18 protein-coding genes are annotated in these 18,103 nt (G+C 64.1%); 9 read left to right on the plus strand and 9 right to left on the minus strand.

The annotated features are described in order from the left end of the window. Window positions 1–2 precede the first annotated feature (2 nt). Both ABQM86_RS01165 and ABQM86_RS01170 read left to right on the plus strand, forming a co-directional pair. Entirely contained in the window at window positions 3–812 is an 810-nt protein-coding gene (locus ABQM86_RS01165; RefSeq protein ID WP_369745743.1) for an ABC transporter ATP-binding protein, read from the plus strand. Continuing rightward, window positions 809–1,630, plus strand: a complete 822-nt coding sequence (locus tag ABQM86_RS01170; protein ID WP_337340197.1) for an ATP-binding cassette domain-containing protein — start codon at window positions 809–811, stop codon at window positions 1,628–1,630. Before ABQM86_RS01165 ends, ABQM86_RS01170 begins: the two co-directional genes overlap by 4 nt. Window positions 1,631–1,647: 17 nt before the next feature. Here the strand turns inward: ABQM86_RS01170 and ABQM86_RS01175 are convergent, their stop codons facing one another. Next, on the minus strand, window positions 1,648–2,427 hold the full coding sequence (locus ABQM86_RS01175) for a hypothetical protein (protein WP_369745744.1): 780 nt from the start codon (window positions 2,425–2,427) through the stop codon (window positions 1,648–1,650). 2 nt (window positions 2,428–2,429) lie between these two features. After that, window positions 2,430–3,785 carry a solute carrier family 23 protein gene (locus tag ABQM86_RS01180; RefSeq protein WP_337340198.1) on the minus strand — a complete coding sequence of 452 codons (1,356 nt, stop codon included), beginning with the start codon at window positions 3,783–3,785 and terminating at the stop codon, window positions 2,430–2,432. Between the two features lie 255 nt (window positions 3,786–4,040). Here ABQM86_RS01180 and ABQM86_RS01185 point away from each other — a divergent pair, with 255 nt between their 5' ends. Next, the gene (locus ABQM86_RS01185) at window positions 4,041–4,646 is read left to right on the plus strand and encodes a malonic semialdehyde reductase (protein WP_369745745.1); all 606 of its coding nucleotides are present in this window, start codon (window positions 4,041–4,043) and stop codon (window positions 4,644–4,646) included. A 469-nt stretch (window positions 4,647–5,115) separates the two neighbouring features. Continuing rightward, the gene (locus tag ABQM86_RS01190; protein WP_207595693.1) at window positions 5,116–5,616 is read left to right on the plus strand and encodes a 2'-5' RNA ligase family protein; all 501 of its coding nucleotides are present in this window, start codon (window positions 5,116–5,118) and stop codon (window positions 5,614–5,616) included. 102 nt (window positions 5,617–5,718) lie between these two features. Here the strand turns inward: ABQM86_RS01190 and pgm are convergent, their stop codons facing one another. Both pgm and ABQM86_RS01200 read right to left on the minus strand, forming a co-directional pair. Then, the gene (gene pgm, locus ABQM86_RS01195) at window positions 5,719–7,380 is read right to left on the minus strand and encodes a phosphoglucomutase (alpha-D-glucose-1,6-bisphosphate-dependent) (protein WP_242703470.1); all 1,662 of its coding nucleotides are present in this window, start codon (window positions 7,378–7,380) and stop codon (window positions 5,719–5,721) included. A 201-nt stretch (window positions 7,381–7,581) separates the two neighbouring features. Then, window positions 7,582–8,337 (minus strand): SDR family NAD(P)-dependent oxidoreductase, encoded by a 756-nt coding sequence (locus tag ABQM86_RS01200; RefSeq protein WP_207595695.1) that lies wholly within the window; start codon window positions 8,335–8,337, stop codon window positions 7,582–7,584. Between the two features lie 217 nt (window positions 8,338–8,554). Between ABQM86_RS01200 and ABQM86_RS01205 the strand changes: the two genes are divergently transcribed. Further along, a complete protein-coding gene (locus tag ABQM86_RS01205; RefSeq protein WP_207595696.1) occupies window positions 8,555–9,262 on the plus strand; it encodes a DUF4190 domain-containing protein in 708 nt (235 codons plus the stop codon). 93 nt (window positions 9,263–9,355) lie between these two features. On the opposite strand, the gene ABQM86_RS01210 is transcribed toward ABQM86_RS01205, so the two are convergent. The 3 genes from ABQM86_RS01210 to ABQM86_RS01220 all read right to left on the minus strand — a co-directional run bounded on the left by ABQM86_RS01210 (window position 9,356) and on the right by ABQM86_RS01220 (window position 13,102). Further along, window positions 9,356–10,855 (minus strand): peptide MFS transporter, encoded by a 1,500-nt coding sequence (locus ABQM86_RS01210; RefSeq protein ID WP_207595697.1) that lies wholly within the window; start codon window positions 10,853–10,855, stop codon window positions 9,356–9,358. A gap of 74 nt (window positions 10,856–10,929) precedes the next feature. After that, window positions 10,930–12,333, minus strand: a complete 1,404-nt coding sequence (locus ABQM86_RS01215) for an amidase (protein WP_369745746.1) — start codon at window positions 12,331–12,333, stop codon at window positions 10,930–10,932. Window positions 12,334–12,358: 25 nt separating this feature from the next. Next, entirely contained in the window at window positions 12,359–13,102 is a 744-nt protein-coding gene (locus ABQM86_RS01220; protein ID WP_207595699.1) for a peptidase E, read from the minus strand. 155 nt (window positions 13,103–13,257) lie between these two features. Here ABQM86_RS01220 and ABQM86_RS01225 point away from each other — a divergent pair, with 155 nt between their 5' ends. The 3 genes from ABQM86_RS01225 (at window position 13,258) to ABQM86_RS01235 (ending at window position 14,886) form a co-directional block, all read left to right on the plus strand. Beyond that, window positions 13,258–13,584: a rhodanese-like domain-containing protein gene (locus tag ABQM86_RS01225; protein ID WP_024818941.1), complete on the plus strand. Its 327-nt coding sequence runs from the start codon at window positions 13,258–13,260 to the stop codon at window positions 13,582–13,584. A gap of 30 nt (window positions 13,585–13,614) precedes the next feature. Beyond that, window positions 13,615–14,550 (plus strand): prephenate dehydratase, encoded by a 936-nt coding sequence (pheA, locus tag ABQM86_RS01230; RefSeq protein WP_207595700.1) that lies wholly within the window; start codon window positions 13,615–13,617, stop codon window positions 14,548–14,550. A 105-nt stretch (window positions 14,551–14,655) separates the two neighbouring features. Next, window positions 14,656–14,886, plus strand: a complete 231-nt coding sequence (locus ABQM86_RS01235; RefSeq protein ID WP_280625687.1) for a hypothetical protein — start codon at window positions 14,656–14,658, stop codon at window positions 14,884–14,886. On the opposite strand, the gene ABQM86_RS01240 is transcribed toward ABQM86_RS01235, so the two are convergent. Further along, window positions 14,883–15,944, minus strand: coding sequence for a diacylglycerol kinase family protein (locus tag ABQM86_RS01240; protein ID WP_207595702.1), 1,062 nt, complete (start codon window positions 15,942–15,944; stop codon window positions 14,883–14,885). The genes ABQM86_RS01235 and ABQM86_RS01240 overlap by 4 nt on opposite strands. A 111-nt stretch (window positions 15,945–16,055) precedes the next feature. On the opposite strand from ABQM86_RS01240, the gene serS reads away from it, so the two are divergent. Beyond that, window positions 16,056–17,336 (plus strand): serine--tRNA ligase, encoded by a 1,281-nt coding sequence (gene serS / locus ABQM86_RS01245; RefSeq protein WP_207595703.1) that lies wholly within the window; start codon window positions 16,056–16,058, stop codon window positions 17,334–17,336. Here the strand turns inward: serS and ABQM86_RS01250 are convergent. Continuing rightward, window positions 17,333–18,073 carry a class I SAM-dependent methyltransferase gene (locus tag ABQM86_RS01250; RefSeq protein WP_369745747.1) on the minus strand — a complete coding sequence of 247 codons (741 nt, stop codon included), beginning with the start codon at window positions 18,071–18,073 and terminating at the stop codon, window positions 17,333–17,335. The two genes, serS and ABQM86_RS01250, sit on opposite strands and share 4 nt — an antisense overlap. Window positions 18,074–18,103 lie beyond the last annotated feature (30 nt).

An 18,103-nucleotide genomic window follows, 5' to 3' on the forward strand; every position in this document is an offset into this window, starting at 1 on the left:
AAATGCTGCTCGACATAGACAATCTGAGCCTCACCATCACCACGAATGGCCTCAGCCACCAAATCCTGGACCGAGTGAGCCTCTCCGTTGACGCCGGGGAAGTGGTGGGCCTGGTGGGCGAGTCCGGTTCCGGTAAGTCCACCACCGCGCGAGCCGTGCTGAGGCTGTATCCCGAAACGGCCGGCGTCGACGGTTCCATCATGGTGAGTGGGACGGAAGTCCTGTCGGCGTCCCGCTCTGATCTTCATAGGGTTCGGTCTTCCGAGGTTGCCATGATTCATCAGGACCCGCGGGCGGCGCTCAACCCGGTGCGGCGGATCGGCGACTCGCTGACTGAGCGGCTGGTCCACGTGCTGGGTGTCAGCCGTTCGGATGCTGCCGCGGCTGGGCTGGAACTCCTTGCCGCTGTGGGGATCCGGCAGCCTGAAGAGCGGATGCGCCAGTACCCGCACGAGCTCTCCGGCGGCATGCTTCAGCGGGTTGTCATTGCCGCGGCGCTCACCGGACAGCCAAAACTGCTGCTGGCAGACGAGGCCACCAGCGCGCTGGACGTGACTACCCAAGCCGAAGTCCTGGCGATCCTGCGGGACCTTCAGACGCAGCGCGGCCTGGGAGTTCTCCTCATCACCCACGACCTCCACCTGGCAGCCGCGTACTGCGACCGCGTGTACGTGATGTACCGCGGGCGGATCGTGGAGGAACTGCGCGGCAACGACCTCTTCCACGGGGCGCAACACGAATACACCCGCCGGCTGTTGTCGGCCGTTCCCGCAATCGGCCACCTCCCCAATACAGAAAGCAGGGCATCATGAGCGAGCACGTCCTCGAGGTCGACGGGCTGCAGAAGGCGTTCCGCGTGGGTGCGGGCAACGTTGTAGCCTGCAACAACGTCAGCTTCGCCATTCCGCCGGGCGGTTCCATGGGGCTGGTGGGGGAGTCGGGGTCCGGGAAGAGCACCATCGCCCGCATGCTGGTGGGACTTGAAACGCCCGACGCCGGCACTATCCACGTGCGGGGACGGCAGCTTGGGACGCGGGAACGGGGACGTGCGGCCCGCCTGCGGCGTGCCAAGGAAATTCAGATGGTGTTCCAGGATCCGTACGGCTCATTGGACCGGCGGCTGACCGTTGCACAGTGTTTGGATCAGGCGATGCGGTTGCATGGGGTTTCTGGTTCTTCGCGTGTTGCTGCGCTGTTGGATCAGGTTGGCTTGCTGGCGAAGCATGGTGACTCCAAGCCGCACCAGCTCAGCGGCGGTCAGCGGCAACGCGTGGCGATTGCCCGGTGCTTGGCCATTGAGCCGTCGGTGATGGTGTTGGACGAGGCTGTGTCCGCGCTGGATGTTTCGGTGCAGGCCCAGATCCTTGCCTTGTTGAACGAGATCCGGGCGTCTTCCGGGATCGCGCTGTTGTTCGTGAGCCACGACCTCGCCGTGGTTTCCGAGGTCACGGACGACGTGCTGGTTATGTACCGGGGGTCGATCCTCGAGCAGGGACCCACGGGCCGGGTGCTGAATGCGCCGGAGCACAGCTACACGAAGCTGCTCATTTCCTCGATGCCGGGGCCGGGATGGGATCCGAAGGACGTGCTGCAGAGGCGGGCGGCGTTCGAGGCGGAGGTGGGGGTGTGAGGGGGCGTAGTTTGCCGTCAGTTGCTTGATTTGTTCCAGGCAGTGGTTTCCAGTCTGTCGTCGCTTCGAACGCTTTCGATTAGACCCGTGGGTCCACTGACTTTTGTACCTTGCAGGTCATAGTCGGTCCACACGAACCAGGACCGATCAGCAGGCCACCAGTTGGTAGGTGTGAATCGATACCCTTCCACCATCAGAGAAGGAATCGCTCCCAGCGGTCCCTTCCACAGGTGATAGTCGGTATCGTCAGTCGACCCCGCGGGCAGCATAGCCATGAACGCGAAGATCTCGGTGTCGTATGCGTTGGGTTCGAAAGCAGCGATTGAGTGGATGAGCGCAGCGAAGCTGGCTTGGTCCAGGGATCCCTCCGGGGGCGGGTCGATTGAGAGTGGCCATGAATCAGGCGGAAACCACCTGTGGCAAGGAGGGTAGATGTGCGGGTCGCGCAGGCTATGCCCGGAACGGGCCAAATACTCGCCCCATGTCAGCCGTCTCCAGTCAGGGCCGGGCGTGGACGAATAACCGAGCGGCACCCCGGAATCGGTGGTGGCCTCGTCCAGATTGAAGTCGCCGATCATCGTCGGCTCACCGCCTGCAGCGATACGGCGCTTGTTCTCGTCGTCGTGAGTGCCGGCACCCTCAAGCGTCGGGTTCTCATACATGGCGTGAAGCACCCACACGGAGTCCTGCCAGCCTGTAGGGTCCATTCCCGTCCAGACGTTCTTCTCATGCTCTGCCAGCAACCAGTTGAGCTCGGGGGCAGCGTCCGGAACGCGTGACATTCCTGCCGGTGCCACCCCTACTTCCCCTTCTTCCCCGTCCGCTTAGCCGCAGCGTTCATCGCAGACTTCACCGCAGGCGGCAGCCCCGCCGTCTCGGTCTCCGGCTCGGCCACAGTCCCGCGCCAGCGAGCCAGACCCTTCATGCCGTGGTAGATCACCAGGGCAGCAGCGGAACCAAGGGCAATGCCCGTGAACTTCAGCTCGCCAATGGTCCAGGTGTAGTCAGCAATGCCGATGATCAGTGCCACAGCAGCGGTCGTCAGGTTGATCGGGTTGGAGAAGTTGACCTTGTTCTGCACCCAGATCTTCACGCCGAGCACGCCGATCATGCCGTACAGCATGGTCGCGGCGCCGCCCAGGACGCCCGGCGGTACGGTCGCAATCAGCTCGCCGAATTTCGGGGAGAAGCTCAGCAGGATGGCGAAGACACCGGCAACCCAGTAGGCCGCCGTCGAGTAGACCTTTGTGGCGGCCATGACGCCGATGTTCTCCGCATATGTCGTGGTACCGGAACCGCCGCCGAACCCGGCAAGAACCGTCGCGGCGCCGTCGGCCATCAGCGCGCGGCCGGAGACGCCGTCGAGGTTCTGGCCTGTCATCGCGGCCACTGACTTCACGTGCCCCACGTTCTCAGCAACGAGCACCAGCACAACCGGCACGAACAGACCCACCACGCCGATGTGGAATTCGGGCGTCTGGAACAGTGGCAGGCCAATCCACGCGGCGGCGTCCATCTTCTCGTAGTTGACCTCGCCCCGCATCATCGCCACGAGGTAACCCACCACAACGCCCACCAAGATGCTCAGACGCCCCAGAATCCCGCGGAATAGAACGGAAACCAGGATGATCGTGACCAACGTGATGAGGGCGGTAACCGGCGCGAGGTCGAAGTTCGCCTTTGCGGCCGGCGCCAGGTTCAGGCCGATCAGCGCCACGATGGCGCCGGTGACGATCGGCGGCATCAACCGGTTGATCCACTCGGCGCCGAACTTCTGGACCACCGCACCAATAAGCGCAAGTACGACGCCGGCAAGCACCACGCCGCCCAAGGCGCCACTCACGCCGTACTGCTGCTGGGACGCCATGATCGGGGCGATGAACGCGAAGCTCGACCCCAAATAGCTGGGCACGCGGCCCTTGGTGATCACCAGGAACAGCAGGGTGCCGATACCCGAGAAGAGCAGGGTGGTGGCCGGAGGCATGCCCGTGATGATGGGGACCAGGAAGGTCGCGCCGAACATAGCCACCACGTGCTGCATGCCGATGCCGATGGTCAGGGGCCACGCCAGCCGCTCGTCGGGTGCCACCACGTGGCCGGGCCGGACGGACTTGCCGTTGCCGTGGAGCTTCCATTTCATGCCGAGCATGCTCATGGCGGGGCCTTCCTCAGAAGAGTGTTGGGATTCGGTGCAACATTACCGCCATTGCGGGGCCTGCTCTACGCGCCTCGCGCGGTGAATAACGCGCCAAGCGGGCCTCACAACGCAAGGAAACGACACGCGGAGTCACGCTGTGTGCTCAATGTCACGGGCCGTCACGGGAAGAGGACAACGGAAGTTGAAGTTGCAACCATGGAAAGCAGAAGTGCCCGGCCGGCTCAGGGTCAGGCCCAGCGAAAGGTTCACCAAATGACGATTGCCCACGAAGAAGCAGTCATTGACGCCGCAGCAGTCGACGCCATTTTTGCCGAAGCCCGCACCGCCAACAGCTTCGCCGGTGAGGTCACCGAAGAGCAGGCCCGCGCCATCTACGAGCTCACCAAGTTCGGCCCCACCGCTTTCAACTCCCAGCCGCTCCGCGTGACCTACGTCCGCTCGGATGAGGCCCGCGCCAAGCTGGTGGACACCCTCTCCAACGGCAACAAGGCCAAGACCGCCTCCGCCCCGCTGGTCGCCATCCTCTCTTACGACACCGACTGGCAGGGTCAGTGGGACAAGTTCCTGCCCGCCTACGGCGCGCCCAAGGCCATGTACGACGCCGATCCCGCTTTCGCCGCTGCTGCGGGCAACAACAACGCTCATTTGCAGGCCGGCTACTTCATCCTGGCCGTGCGCTCGCTCGGTTTCGCCGCCGGCCCCATGACCGGTGCCGACTTCTCCGCCATCGACGCCGAGTTCTTCCCGGCCGGCGACCAGAAGAGCTTCCTCGTGGTCAACATCGGCCACCCAGGCCCCGACGCCTGGGGCGAAGCCAAGCCGAAGTTCGCATACGACGACGTTGTTCGCACTGTCTAAGACCTCACATCGCAAAAAAAGCCCGCTCACAGGAATGTGGGTGGGCGTTTTGCATTGCCGGCGATTTGAGGCCGACGCTCTTTCAGGTCCCTCGGGTTTGAGGCCGACGCTCTCTCACTCCCGCTCGGGTCGATTTCCCCGATCCCGATGATCTGCCGCTCTGATGACTCAGCGGACGAGTAGGGTCACCGCCACGATCACTACGGCGGCCACAAGCAGCAGTATGAGTAAAACCATGACGTGCCAAGCCTCTAGCTTCATATTCCCCCAGCGTTGCATGTCCTTCCCTCGACTCTAGGGATGTGAGAGAGGGTTGGCCGGAAGCCCGAGGGTTGTGAGAGAGGGTTGGCCGGAAGCCCGAGGGTTGTGAGAGAGGGTTGGCCGGAAGTCCGAGGGTTGTGAGAGAGGGTTGGCCGGAAGCCCGAGGGTTGTGAGAGAGGGTTGGCCGGCGGGTGGCAAACTAATGCCTATGCGGAACCTCATTTGGGTGGCGTTCACGGAGCCCGTCTCTCCGGGGCTGGTTTTTCCGCGCAGCGACTGGCCGCTGCACATCACGCTGTTAAGGTTCGACGTCGGGACTGACGTGAGTGCCGACGTCGCCGGTGTATTGGCGGACTTGGCCGAAGCACCCGTCAAGGGAGCGCTGGGTGCGCAGCTGCGGGTGGGCGGAGAGGCGGGTTTCGGGCATATGGGGTCCATCCCGGTCAGTCTCATCGAGCACAACCCGCTGCTTCAGGGGCTGCACGAAGAGATTGTCGAGGCAGCAAAGGCAGCAGGCGGGCGCATCGCCACCCCCAACTACATCCTGGACCACTACAGGCCGCACATCTCGCACCACGACGGCAAGCGCCCCAAGTCCGGAGACGTCGTCGTGCTTGACCACGTAGCGCTGGTGGACATGGCGCCCGAAGGTGACCACACCATCCGCCGAGTCCTCAGGCTCTGGACGCAGGACGCGGAAGGCGATTGAAGACGCGGAAACGGGCTGAGGACACTCGAATCCAGGTGTCCTCAGCCCGTTTCGGTGGCGCCAGCAGATATGCGCGTCGCCGGCGTCGCAAGCTGGGCGGAACTAGGCGATAACCCCGTCCACCAGCGCCTTGGCCTCTTCCTGCACCTGCTTCAAGTGGTCCGCGCCCTTGAAGGACTCGGCGTAGATCTTGTAAACGTCCTCGGTGCCGGAGGGGCGGGCCGCGAACCAGGCGTTCTCGGTGACCACTTTCAGGCCGCCGATCGAAGCGCCGTTGCCGGGTGCCTCGGTGAGCTTGGCCGTAATGTCCTCGCCTGCAAGGGACGTGGCGGTGACATCAGCGGCGGAGAGCTTGCCCAGCTTGGACTTCTGCTCGCGCGTGGCGGCGGCGTCGATGCGAGCGTAAACGGGTGCTCCGAACTGGTCCGTCAGTCCCTTGTACAGCTGTGAAGGAGAGGACCCCGTGACGGCGGTGATCTCCGAGGCCAGGAGGGCCAGCAGGATGCCGTCCTTGTCCGTGGTCCAGACGCTGCCGTCGAGCTTGTTGAAGGAAGCGCCGGCGGATTCCTCGCCACCGAAGGCGCCTTCGCCGGACAGCAGGCCCGGAACAAACCACTTGAAGCCCACGGGAACCTCAACCAGCTTGCGGCCCAGTCCACCGGCAACGCGGTCGATGATCGAGGAGGAAACCAGCGTCTTGCCCACCACGGATTCCGGGTTCCAGCCGCTGCGGTTCCGGTACAGGTAGTCGATGGCGACAGCCAGATAGTGGTTCGGGTTCATCAAGCCACCGTCCGGTGTCACGATTCCGTGGCGGTCGGCGTCGGCGTCGTTACCTGTGGCGACGTCATAAGCGGCGGTGCCATCAGCACCAACGGCCATCCGCTTGATCAGGGACGCCATGGCCGACGGCGACGAGCAATCCATGCGGATCTTCTCGTCCCAGTCGAGGGTCATGAACGCCCACTGTGGATCGACTGTGGGGTTCACAACGGTGAGGTTGAGCTGATGGCGCTCGCCGATCTCGCCCCAATAATCCACGGAGGCGCCGCCCATGGGGTCGGCTCCGATGCGGACACCGGCGTTGCGGATGGCGTCGAGGTTCAGCACCGAGGGGAGATCGTCCACGTAGCTGCTGAGGAAGTCGAACTTGCCGGTGGTGTCAGCACTCAGGGCATCGTTCAACGGGATGCGCTTGACCCCACGGAGGCCATTTTCCAGAAGCTGGTTGGCGCGGTCGGCGATCCATCCGGTGGCATCCGTGTCAGCAGGGCCGCCGTGGGGAGGGTTGTATTTGAAGCCGCCGTCGCCGGGAGGGTTGTGGCTGGGAGTGACCACGATGCCGTCGGCCTGGGGGGTGCCTGGCGCCGCTTCGCGGTTGTACTTGAGGATCGCGTGGCTCAAAGCCGGGGTGGGAGTGTAGCCGTGGCGGGCGTCCACCAGGACGGTCACGCCGTTGGCGGCGAGCACCTCCAAGGCGGAGTTCTGCGCCGGCTCGCTGAGGGCGTGGGTGTCACGACCAATGAACAGCGGGCCGGTGATGCCCTGGCGTCCACGGTATTCAACGATTGCCTGCGTGATCGCGAGGATGTGCGGCTCGTTGAAGGATGCCTTCAAGCTGGATCCGCGGTGTCCCGACGTTCCAAACGCCACACGCTGCGCGGGATCACCCAAGTCCGGAGCTACGTCGAAATACGCGTCCAGCAGGGCTGTGATGTCAACAAGGTCCTGGGGAAGGGCAACTGTGCCCGCTCGGCTAGCCATGGGGTCCAGCATGCCAGACCCTCGCGGCTGCTGACAGGAAATGACCGTGTTGAGCGCCCTGTGACGCCGAAAGGCACCAAACTTGCCGCGACCGAAGCCCAGCGACGCGAAGATTAAGCGTTCGTTCAGCGGCGGGTGGTATGGCACAAAAATGCTCCGGCCCGGTTGGTGAAACCGGGCCGGAGCGGTCCAAAACCATTGCTAGACGGCCGTGTAACCGCCATCGACCAGCACGTAGGAGCCGGTCATGAAGCTGGCCTTGTCGGAGAGGAGGAACGTGGTGACGTTCGCGATCTCATCGGCCTTACCCAAACGACCCAGCGGGTGTTTGGCCTCAAGCCCGTTGATGACTTCCTTCGGGGCGGCGGCCAGCAAGGGAGTGTCGATGTAGCCAGGGCCGATTGCGTTGACGCGGAGACCCTGCGCGCCGTATTCGGCAGCAGCGTTCTTGGTCAAGCCCACCACGGCGTGCTTGGCAGCGGTGTAGGCGGCGTTGCCGGGGGCAGCGACGGCGCCATGGATCGAGGCCATGTTCACAATGGCGCCTTCGGAAGCGCCAGCGGCCAGGATGGCCGGTATCTGGTAACGCATGCCGTACAGGACGCCGCTCAGGTTGATGGCGATGACCCGGTCCCAATCCTCGATATCGACGTCGCCCACCGGAGCGCTTGCCCCGCCGATGCCCGCGTTGTTCACGGCGTAGTTGAGAGCGCCGTACGTCTCCACGGCGAAGTCGACCGCCTTCTTGCTGTCCTCGGCCACGGCAGTGTTGGCCTGGAACGGAACTGCAGTGCCGCCGTCGGCCGTGATCTGGTTGGCCACGCGGGTGGCGGCGTCGAGGTTGACGTCAGTAACTACTACCTTGACGCCGTTCTTTGCGAGGTCCTTGCTGATCGCTTCCCCAAGCCCTGAGCCGCCGCCGGTGACGAGCGCGGTCTTGCCTTCGAAGTTACCCATGATTCCTCCTTCGCGGGACGGATCCCGCCGATTTACTTGGTGAGCGCTGCTTAAGTCGCTACTCCTATAAACCGAGTCCGACTCGAGAATATTCCATGCTTATGCATGAATCTTTGCGGATGGGTTGTTATGCCCATGCCATCAATGCGCGCTACCTTATGCGGCGCCCCGGACGGCGGTAGTGTTGGGAGCAAAGACCACTTTCAGGGGGATTCCTATGTCAGATCAACCATCCAAGGCCAACGAGGACAAGCCGGCGGGCTACGAACCGCCGCAGTACGTCCCGCCGGCACAGTTCAGCGCACCCGAGTCGAGCGCGCCGGGCCAAGGCGCACCGCACCAGGGCGCACCGGACCAGGGCGCATCAAGCGAGAGCGCCAACGCCACGCAGCCCCTCCCGCCCTATGAGCAGAGCGCGCACGGGGACTCCTACGCGCAGGACGCGTACACGCATAACGCCCAGGGCCAGAATGACTTCTACGCCCAGCCGCAGCCGCCCGCCAGCACGGGTTCCTACACGCCGGGCGACTACAGCCAGCAGCCGCCGTCGCCGTACGGCCAGCCGCCCAGCCCGTACCAGCAGCAGCAGACGTTCGGTCAGCAGCCCTATGGCCAGCAGCCTTACGGCCAGCCGCAGTCGCCGTACGGCCAGCCTGCGTACTACGCCATGCAGGCCGAGCCCAAGGGTTTGAGCATTGCCAGCATGTGCTGCGGTATTGCCATCTTTGTTGGGTTCGGATTCTTCATCCTGCCGCAGATCGCCGCCGTGATCCTGGGCCACCTCGGCCTCAAGCGCGAGCCTGCGGGCAAGGGCATGGCCATCGCCGGCCTGGTGATGGGATACATCGGCATTGCGCTGACGGTGATCTTCGGCATCATCTTCTTCGCTGCGATCGGCGCTTCCACCAGCAGCTACAACTACTAAATAAACGCGTACGACGGCGGCCCTTGCGTCAGGTGGGAAACCCACCGAACGCAAGGGCCGCCGTCGTCGTTTAACGTCAGTCCGTTACGGCTGTTACCGAACGCCACCCATCAGCTTCTTGATTGCCGGCGACGCTGCAGCCAGGCCAACAGCCAGGACCACTGCCACGCTGCCGATGCCCAGGAAGTACGGGAGCTCGTCATCGGGGTTGTAGAGGCCGGCGAGGATTCCGGCCAGCGTGGTGCCGAGCGAGACGGACAGGAAGAACAGCGCCACCATCTGGGTGTGGAAGGCCTGCGGGGCGAGCTTGGTGCTCACGGACAGGCCGATGGGGGAGAGGAACAGTTCCGCCAGGGTGAACATGAACAGGATTCCCACCAAGGCCAACAGCGGGGTCTTGCCTTCGCCGGCCAGCGGGATGAACGCAAGGAACGCCAGGCCCATGATGAACAGGCCGGCGGAGAACTTCAGCGGCGAACTCGGCTGCTTGGAGCCCAGCTTGGTCCACAGGGCAGCCATGACGCCGGCGAAGATGATGATGAACACCGGGTTGATGGACTGGACCCATGCGGCAGGCATTTCCCAGCCGAACAGGTTGCGGTCCAGCTTTTCCTGGGAGTACACGGCGATGAACGTGAACTGCTGCTGGAACAGTGCCCAGAACCCGGCTGAAGCGATGAACAAGGGGATGAAAGCGACCACGCGCTTGCGCTCCACGCCAGTGACCAGCGGGCTGCGGAAGATCAGGAACAGGTAGACCACTGCGGCGCCGATGGCAGCGTAGGCCATGCTCCGGGCCAGGTTGTTGGCGTTGACGATCCCTGTGCCGAGCAACACGCCAATGACGATCAGGATGGCCAGGAAGATCAGGCCGTACTTGGTGCGGTCCTTCGCCGGGAGGGGGTTGGGGACGCGGTGTGCTTCCTCGGGGAGCCTCTTGCGGCCCAGCGAGTAGATGACCAAGCCGATCGCCATGCCCACGGCCGCGGCGCCGAAGCCGATGTGGAAACCGTAGCTCGTCTGGAGCCAACCGGTGACCAACGGGCCGATGAGCCCACCGATGTTGATGCCCATGTAGAAGATGGAGAAGCCGGCGTCGCGGCGCTCATCCTTCTCGCCGTAAAGGCTGCCGACCAGCGCCGTGGCGTTGGCTTTCAGGCCACCGGAGCCGATGCCCACCAGCACCAGGCCCGCGATCAAGCCCGGAATGCCGGGAAGCAGGGCCAGCGCGATGTGGCCGGCCATGATCATGATGGCTGAGCCGAAAAGGACTTTTTCTGAGCCGAAGAGACGGTCGGCGAGCCAGGCACCGAGAATCGTCGACAGGTAAACGCCGCCACCGTACGCGCCCACCAAACCAGCGGCGAGGCTCTGGTCAATGGAGAGACCGCCCTGCTCGGCGGTGAAGTACATGTAGTAGAGCAGGATTCCCTGCATGCCGTAGAAGGAGAATCGCTCCCACATTTCCACGGAGAAGAGGCTGGCCAACATCTTTGGGTGGCCGAAGAATGACGTATCGCCCGCTGGCTTTGCGGACTCAGCCGTGGTTTGAGGTGTGCTCATTTTCTTAATGCTGGCACTGACTGCGGGCATTGTCACATCGATGAATGCCCGGGGCAACCACTTTCCATATGTTAGACGCGCGACCCAGGCACGCCCAGCGGGCCTCAGCGGCTCTCGAGGACCGCCGCGAGCTGGAGGAGCACCAGTTCAGATCCCGGCTGGCCAACCAGCTGAATCCCCATTGGCAGTCCGCCCTGCGTCGTATGCACCGGAATGCTGATCGCCGGAAGTCCGCACACGTTCACCATGGACGACCACGGGGCGTACTCGCACTGCCGTTTGTAGTCCTCGTCGGCGTCACCGGCCCACTCGCTCGGCCAGAGTTCACCACTGTGCCCGCCTCCGGTAAACCAACCGATCGGCCGCGGTGTCTGGGCCAGCGTCGGCATGAGCATCAGGTCCCAGCCCGAGTACTGCGTGATGGTGTCGTGCTCGAACTGCCGCAGGAAACCCAGGGCCTCGTTGACCTTCAACGCGCTCCGCTGTTGTGCCCGACGCCGGAACGTCCTGGTCAACGGGGTCAGCAACGCCTCGCGCTGGGGTGCTATCCGGGCACTCCCGACTCCGGCGGTCCAGGCTGTGGTGAATGCCTCGGGATAGCGGTTGTCGTAGCGGACTTCGGCTTCGGTAACGCTGTGGCCCGCCTTTTCCAGCAGCCGGATCCCCAGCGATAGGGCGTCCATCGCTTCCTGCCCGATCTGGAACGGGTAGATGCCGGCCCACGGGCTATCCAGGGTCACACCGATTCTCATGGGTTCCGGTGCCCGCCCCACGTTGGCGAGGTATCCGCCGTCGGGCGCTTGGTCGCGAGGGACCAGCGCGTCCATCAGGAGCGCTGCATCTGCTGCTGTTCTTGCCAGCGGCCCGGCGACTACCAGCTTGGCGGCGTCGCCCGCGCTCGCACCCGATGGCACCACGCCCCGCCCCGGTTTCAACCCGACCAGGCCGCACGCGCCGGCCGGGATCCGGATGGACCCGCCGCCGTCGGTCCCCGGAGCGAACGGCACCAGGCCGGCGGCCACAGCGGCAGCGCTGCCACCCGACGACCCACCAGAGCTTCGACCCAGTGAATGCGGATTGCGCGACGGCGGTGCAACGCGGTTTTCGCTGTAGGCCGTCAGTCCGAACTCTGGAACCTGGGTCTTGCCCAGTGAGATGGCGCCGAGGCCCTTCAGCGTCGCGGCGAGGGCGCCATCCTCGGGCGCGGGCTTGTGCTCAAGGGCCGCGCTGCCATGTGTGGTGGGAACGCCGGCAACATCGGTGAGGTCCTTGAAGGCAGTGGGCATGCCGTGGAGGACGGGAAGTTCAACCACGCGTCCCTCCCGGTTCAGCCTGGCGTGCAGCCCATCCGCGGCGGCCGCGTCCTGCAGGGCCTGTTCCGCGGTGACCGTGACGAAGGCGCCCAGCTGCTTGTTTCCGGCTTCGATCATGGACAGGAAGTGGGTGGTGGCTTCACTGGCAGAGACTTCGCCCGAAGCCAGGGCACCACGGAGCTCAACAGCCGTCATTCGCGATATGTCATGCACGTAAGGATCAGCCAAGGAAACGCGACTCCAACCGTTCCTCCACAGCAACAGCATCTACGCTCTCGCCCGCTCCGGCGGTCACCCGGAAGGCGGCCTTGTTCTTCACTTCGGACACCACCTCTACAAGTTCCGTGCCCCGGTAAACCAGCCCGACGCCGTCGTCCGTGCAGTGCGTCTCACCCAGAGTGCCGTTGGCCACCAACTGGTGAATGGCAGGCGCGCGGCGAAGTTCTGAGTCATAGTGGACCCCGTTGCCGTAAGGGAGGAAGCCCAGGGCGTTGGTAACGGGCTTGAGCTCAGGCCCAAAGGAATCAGTCACGCCGCCTTGGTACCAACAGATGGAGCCGGCGGAAACCCCGGCCAGGACGACGCCGCCTTCCCAAGCCCGTCGTAGAATCCCGTCCAGGCCATGCGCGCGCCAGACGGCCAGCAGATTCACCACCGAACCGCCATTAACCCACACCACATCCTGCTCCAGGAGATGGGCCTCCGGGTCCTCGATGTTTGGCATGGTGAAAAGGTTGAGGTGGCTGAAATCGAAGCCTGCGATGCGGGCGGCCTGGTCCATTTCCGCGGCCCACCAACGCTGGTCACCGGAGGCCGTGCCGATGTGTGTGACGCGGGGAGCCCGGCCGGTGACGCCGGACAGTTCCACGGCGTAATGCATCAGGTGGTTGAACTCGATCCTGGTCCGATCGCCGGGCTTGTAGCCGCCGGATGTCGCCAGAATCGTGGGGTGCCCAGCAGCCATGGGGTACTCCTAACGCGCGAGTGTTGGGGGAGTGCTTGGGTCCCAGTCTTAGCGTCCCGGGCTTGGGGCGCAAGCGTGGTCCGCCTGCGAAGTTACGGTGCCACGCAGTGGGGACTAGGCTGGATCCTGGACTTAATCGATGGGAAGGGACCGCCATGAGCGACTTCGATACCGTGCCTGTGGGCGACATTCCGGCCGACGCCAGCATTCTGGACGTCCGCGAAGACTACGAGTGGGTGGCAGGCCATGCCGAAGGAGCGCGCCACATTCCCATGGACCAGCTTCCGGCACGCCTGGATGAGCTGGATCCAGACGACGACCTCTTTGTCATCTGCCGCACCGGCGGTCGCTCTTTCCGCGCCGTGCAGTGGCTCGTAGGACAGGGCTACTCTGCCGTGAACGTAGCAGGGGGCATGGATATGTGGTTCGAGACCGGCAAGCCGATGGTCTCGGACAATGGACTGAAGCCGGTTGTTCTCTAGCCTGCTTATATAACCAGCAAGGAATATCTCTTGACGCCACCAGTGACCTACACGTTCCTCGGTCCCGAGGGCACCTTCACCGAGGCCGCCCTCCTGCAAGTACCGGGTGCTGCTGACGCCACGCGGATTCCCTGCACCAACGTCAACACGGCCCTGGATCGGGTCCGTGCCGGCGAGGCTGATGCGGCCATGGTTCCCATCGAGAACTCGGTGGAGGGCGGGGTCACTGCCACCTTGGACGCGATCGCCACTGGCCAGGAGCTCCGGATCATCCGCGAGGCCCTTGTTCCCATCACCTTCGTGCTCGTGGCGAGGCCCGGCGTCGAACTTTCCGACATCAAGAGGATCTCGACGCACGGGCACGCCTGGGCGCAGTGCCGCTTGTGGGTGGATGAGCACCTTCCGAACGCCGATTACGTTCCGGGGTCGTCCACGGCGGCCTCCGCGATGGGCCTGCTGGAGGACGATGCGCCGTATGAAGCCGCCATTTGTGCGCCGCTGGTCGCTGCGGAACAACCCGGCCTGAATGTTCTGGCGGAGGACATCGGCGACAACCCCGAGGCCGTCACGCGGTTCATTCTGGTGAGCAAACCCGGCCTTCTTCCGGGCCGCACCGGAGCTGACAAGACCACCGTTGTTGTCCCGCTGCCTGAGGACCATCCCGGCGCGCTCATGGAGATCCTGGACCAGTTCGCGTCCCGCGGAGTGAACCTCAGCCGCATCGAATCCCGGCCCACCGGACAGTACCTGGGCCACTACTTCTTCAGCATCGACGCCGACGGTCACGCTACGGATTCACGGGTAGCGGACGCCCTGGCCGGCCTCCACCGCATCAGCCCGGCCACGCGGTTCCTGGGCTCCTATGCCCGCGCCGACAAACAGCCGGCCGTGGTGGCCCCGCATACTTCCGACGCCGCCTTTGCCTCGGCGCACGCGTGGGTTGACTCGATCCTCAAGGGCTCCTAGGCGCTTTCCACAGCGTGGAAAGCGTGCTCTTTCGCAGTCATGCTTCTATGCGTATGCTTGCCTGATCCATCAACGATGGCTGAATGCCAAACGAAGGGAGCGGTCATGACTGTCCACAGCGATGACAAAGACGGCCAGGGCATGATCGTCAATCCCAAGCCCTCAAGTGAAAACAAAGATGACTGGGACGGCGACGACGCTGACCGTGCGGATCGCCTGCGCTTCGAAGAGGAGCAGGCCATGATCAAGGAGCAGTCCGAGGCCCGGGCCGCAGCCAAGGCAGCGGCTGAAGAAGCCGGGAAGAACGCGGCACAACCCGAAAAGGGCGCTGTTTAGCCGGTTTTGGCTTTAGGCACGCGCACCAGCAGGGACCCTGGCGCCACCTGGACGGTCACCGTTGTAGCCTCGCCCGAGGGGTCGCCGTCCAGCTGTGTTGCCATGGGTTCCTGGCTGCGGATGACCACCTTGCCGGAGCGGTAGAAGCTCATCATCGGCAGGTTCGCGTTGTGCTTGAAGAGGACCTTGGTGTACATGGCGAGCCAGCCGAAAGCGCTGCGGGGACTCATGACCACAATGTCCAGCATGCCGTCGTCGACCATGGCCTGGGGGATGAAGTCGATGCCGCCAGGGATCAAACCACAGTTGGCAAACAGTACGCTGCGGATCTTCCGGGCCTGCTCGGGCTGGTCATCCATGGTGATGGTGACGCGTTTGCGGCGGCCGGGAAGGTGGCGGACGCCGGCTTCGGTATAGGCCAGCCAGCCGACGCTCTTCTTGAGCTTGTCCCTGGTATCGCCAACAACCTCGGCGTCAAGGCCCATGCCGGCGATGACCAGGAACGTGTGCTCGGCGGACTCGCCGGTGATGTCGTTGTCCACGCCCATGGTGGCGGTATCGATGTAGCGCTGGTGGCCGAACAGCGCCACCTGGATACAGTCCTCGAGGTCGGTGACGTCCAAATCCACGTTGCGCGCCAGCAGGTTTCCGGTGCCCAGTGGGATGAGGCCCATGGCAACGTTCTTGTGCGCCAGGGACTCAGCCACCACGCGCACTGTACCGTCGCCGCCGCACGCCAGGACGACGTCGGCCCCGTACGCAAGAGCCTCCCGGGACTGGCTGTAACCGGGATCCTCCAGGGTGGTTTCGTAGAATTTGGGAGCGTCCCATCCCGCGAGGTCGCAGGCGTCCAAGATGGCCTGCCGGGCAACATCCGCGTTGTTCTTCACGGGGTTCAGGATGACTGCCACCCGCTGGTCCCCGGCTCCGGGCTTGTGCGTATCCTCCCGAACAGCGCTTCTGATGTGCCGGGCTTTCAATCGGCGCACACCCCACCAACTGGAGACGGCAAAGGCCACGCCCCCAGCGAGAATCACGTACAGGATCCAGTCGCTCATGGTGATCCAACACTATCCCCTGGGCAGGTCCCTCCATGCCGAGTCTCCGCGACGGGTGTCCTTTGCCTGCTGGGGGCCGGAAATCCGCGGCGCATTCGATACTCTTGTCTGGTGATCGACGTAAAAGACCTCAGCGAAAATCCGGACAAGTTCCGTGCCAGCCAGCGCGCCCGTGGCGCCGACGAGTCCGTTGTGGACGCGATCATCTCCGCTGACTCCGACCGCCGTGCCGCGCTGATCCGCCACGAGACGCTCCGCGCAGAGCAAAACGCTTTCGGCAAGAAGGTTGCGCAGGCCAAGGGCGAGGAAAAGCAGGCGCTGCTTGCCGAGGTCAAGGAACTGGCCAACTCGGTCAAAGCAGCTGCCGCTGAAGCCTCAGCCGCCCAGGCAAAGCAGGAAGAACTGCTCCGGGTCATTCCCAACCTCGTGGTGGACGGTGTCCCCGAGGGTGGCGAGGACGACTACGTCGTGGTCAAGACCGTCGGTACTCCGCGCGAATTCACAGACTTCGAACCGAAGGATCACCTGGAAATCGGTGAACTGATTGGCGCGATCGACATGGAACGCGGCGCCAAGGTTTCCGGCTCGCGTTTCTACTTCCTTCGCGGCGTTGGCGCCCGGCTGGAAATGGCCCTCCTGCAGATGGCCATGGAGCAGGCCATCGACGCGGGCTTCGTCCCCATGATCACCCCTACTTTGGTGCGCCCGGAGACCATGCAGGGCACCGGTTTTGATGTCAAGCACGACGCCGAGATCTACCGTCTCGCTGAAGACGACCTTTACCTCGTGGGAACCTCGGAGGTGGCCCTCGCCGGCTACCACGCAGACGAGATCCTGGACCTCTCCGCAGGCCCCATCCGCTACGCGGGCCAGAGTTCCTGCTACCGCCGCGAGGCAGGTTCCCACGGCAAGGACACCCGCGGCATTATTCGCGTGCACCAGTTCAACAAGGTGGAGATGTTCATCTACACCACGGTTGAGGAAGCAGCTGCCGAGCACGAGCGCCTGCTCGCGTGGGAAGAGGAAATGCTGGCAAAGTGCGAGCTTCCCTACCGCGTGATCGACACTGCCGCCGGCGACCTCGGCATGTCCGCGGCCCGCAAGTTCGACTGTGAAGCGTGGGTTCCCACCCAGAACGCCTACCGCGAGCTCACCTCGACGTCCAACTGCACCACGTTCCAGGCGCGCCGCCTCAACATCCGTGAACGCGTGATCAATGACGAAGGTGTTGCCAAGGGAACCCGGGCCGTTGCCACGCTGAACGGCACGCTGGCCACCACGCGCTGGATCGTTGCCATCCTTGAGCACCACCAGAACCCGGACGGCTCCGTCAACGTTCCCAAGGCGCTGCAGAAGTACCTTGGCGGGCTTGAGGTTCTGCCGGTTATCTAGCGGGGCTTGCGGGCAAGCACGATCAGTTCGCCTTGCCCGCTGCCCACGTCCTCGCCGGCCCAGCCGCCGCAGACGTGGTCCACCGTGAAGCCTGCTGAGGCTAGATCGTGGCGGAGCTGATCTTCCGTGCGGAAGGCCAGCACGGATGTCTCGGGTTTGTCGATGCTCCCGTCCACGACCCGGTGTTCAGTCAGTGCAACAAGCCCGCCCGGCCGAGGATCACACTCCATCCACGTTTCCAAGGCAGTGCCGTCGGGGAGGGCGCAGCGCCGCCGCGTCTTCGCCGGAGTCCAGTGTTCCCACGCTCTGGCTGCAGGGTCTCGGGAATCGAAGGCCAATCGACCTCCCGGGACGAGCGCACGGTTGATGTCGGCAAGCGTTCGGGACCAGTTGCCGTCGTCGTAGATCGCTTGAGCCACGTGCGCCGTCATGATCGCTACGTCAAAGGCAGCGTCGCGGGGTATCGCCGCCGATGTCCCGTCCAACCAGGTGACGCCTTCAGCCCCGGGTTTCTGTCGCGCAGCCGCAAGGGAACCAGGGTTGGGGTCGATGCCAACAACGGCATGGCCAGCCGCGGCAACCGCCAAGGTGATCCGACCGGTACCGCAGCCCAGATCCAGCACCCGGCTGTCCGGCCGCTCATTCACCAAAGCCAGGAAAAAGTCGTCATCCGCGGCCCACTGATTCTCCGCGTCGTAGAGGGCTGACAGTTGGGCTGAGGTCATTCGGGAAGACATCCGCCCACCCTAACGGTCTCGTCGCCGGAT

Source organism: Paenarthrobacter sp. AMU7 (genome assembly GCF_041200195.1).
In the GTDB taxonomy this organism is placed as follows: domain Bacteria; phylum Actinomycetota; class Actinomycetes; order Actinomycetales; family Micrococcaceae; genus Arthrobacter.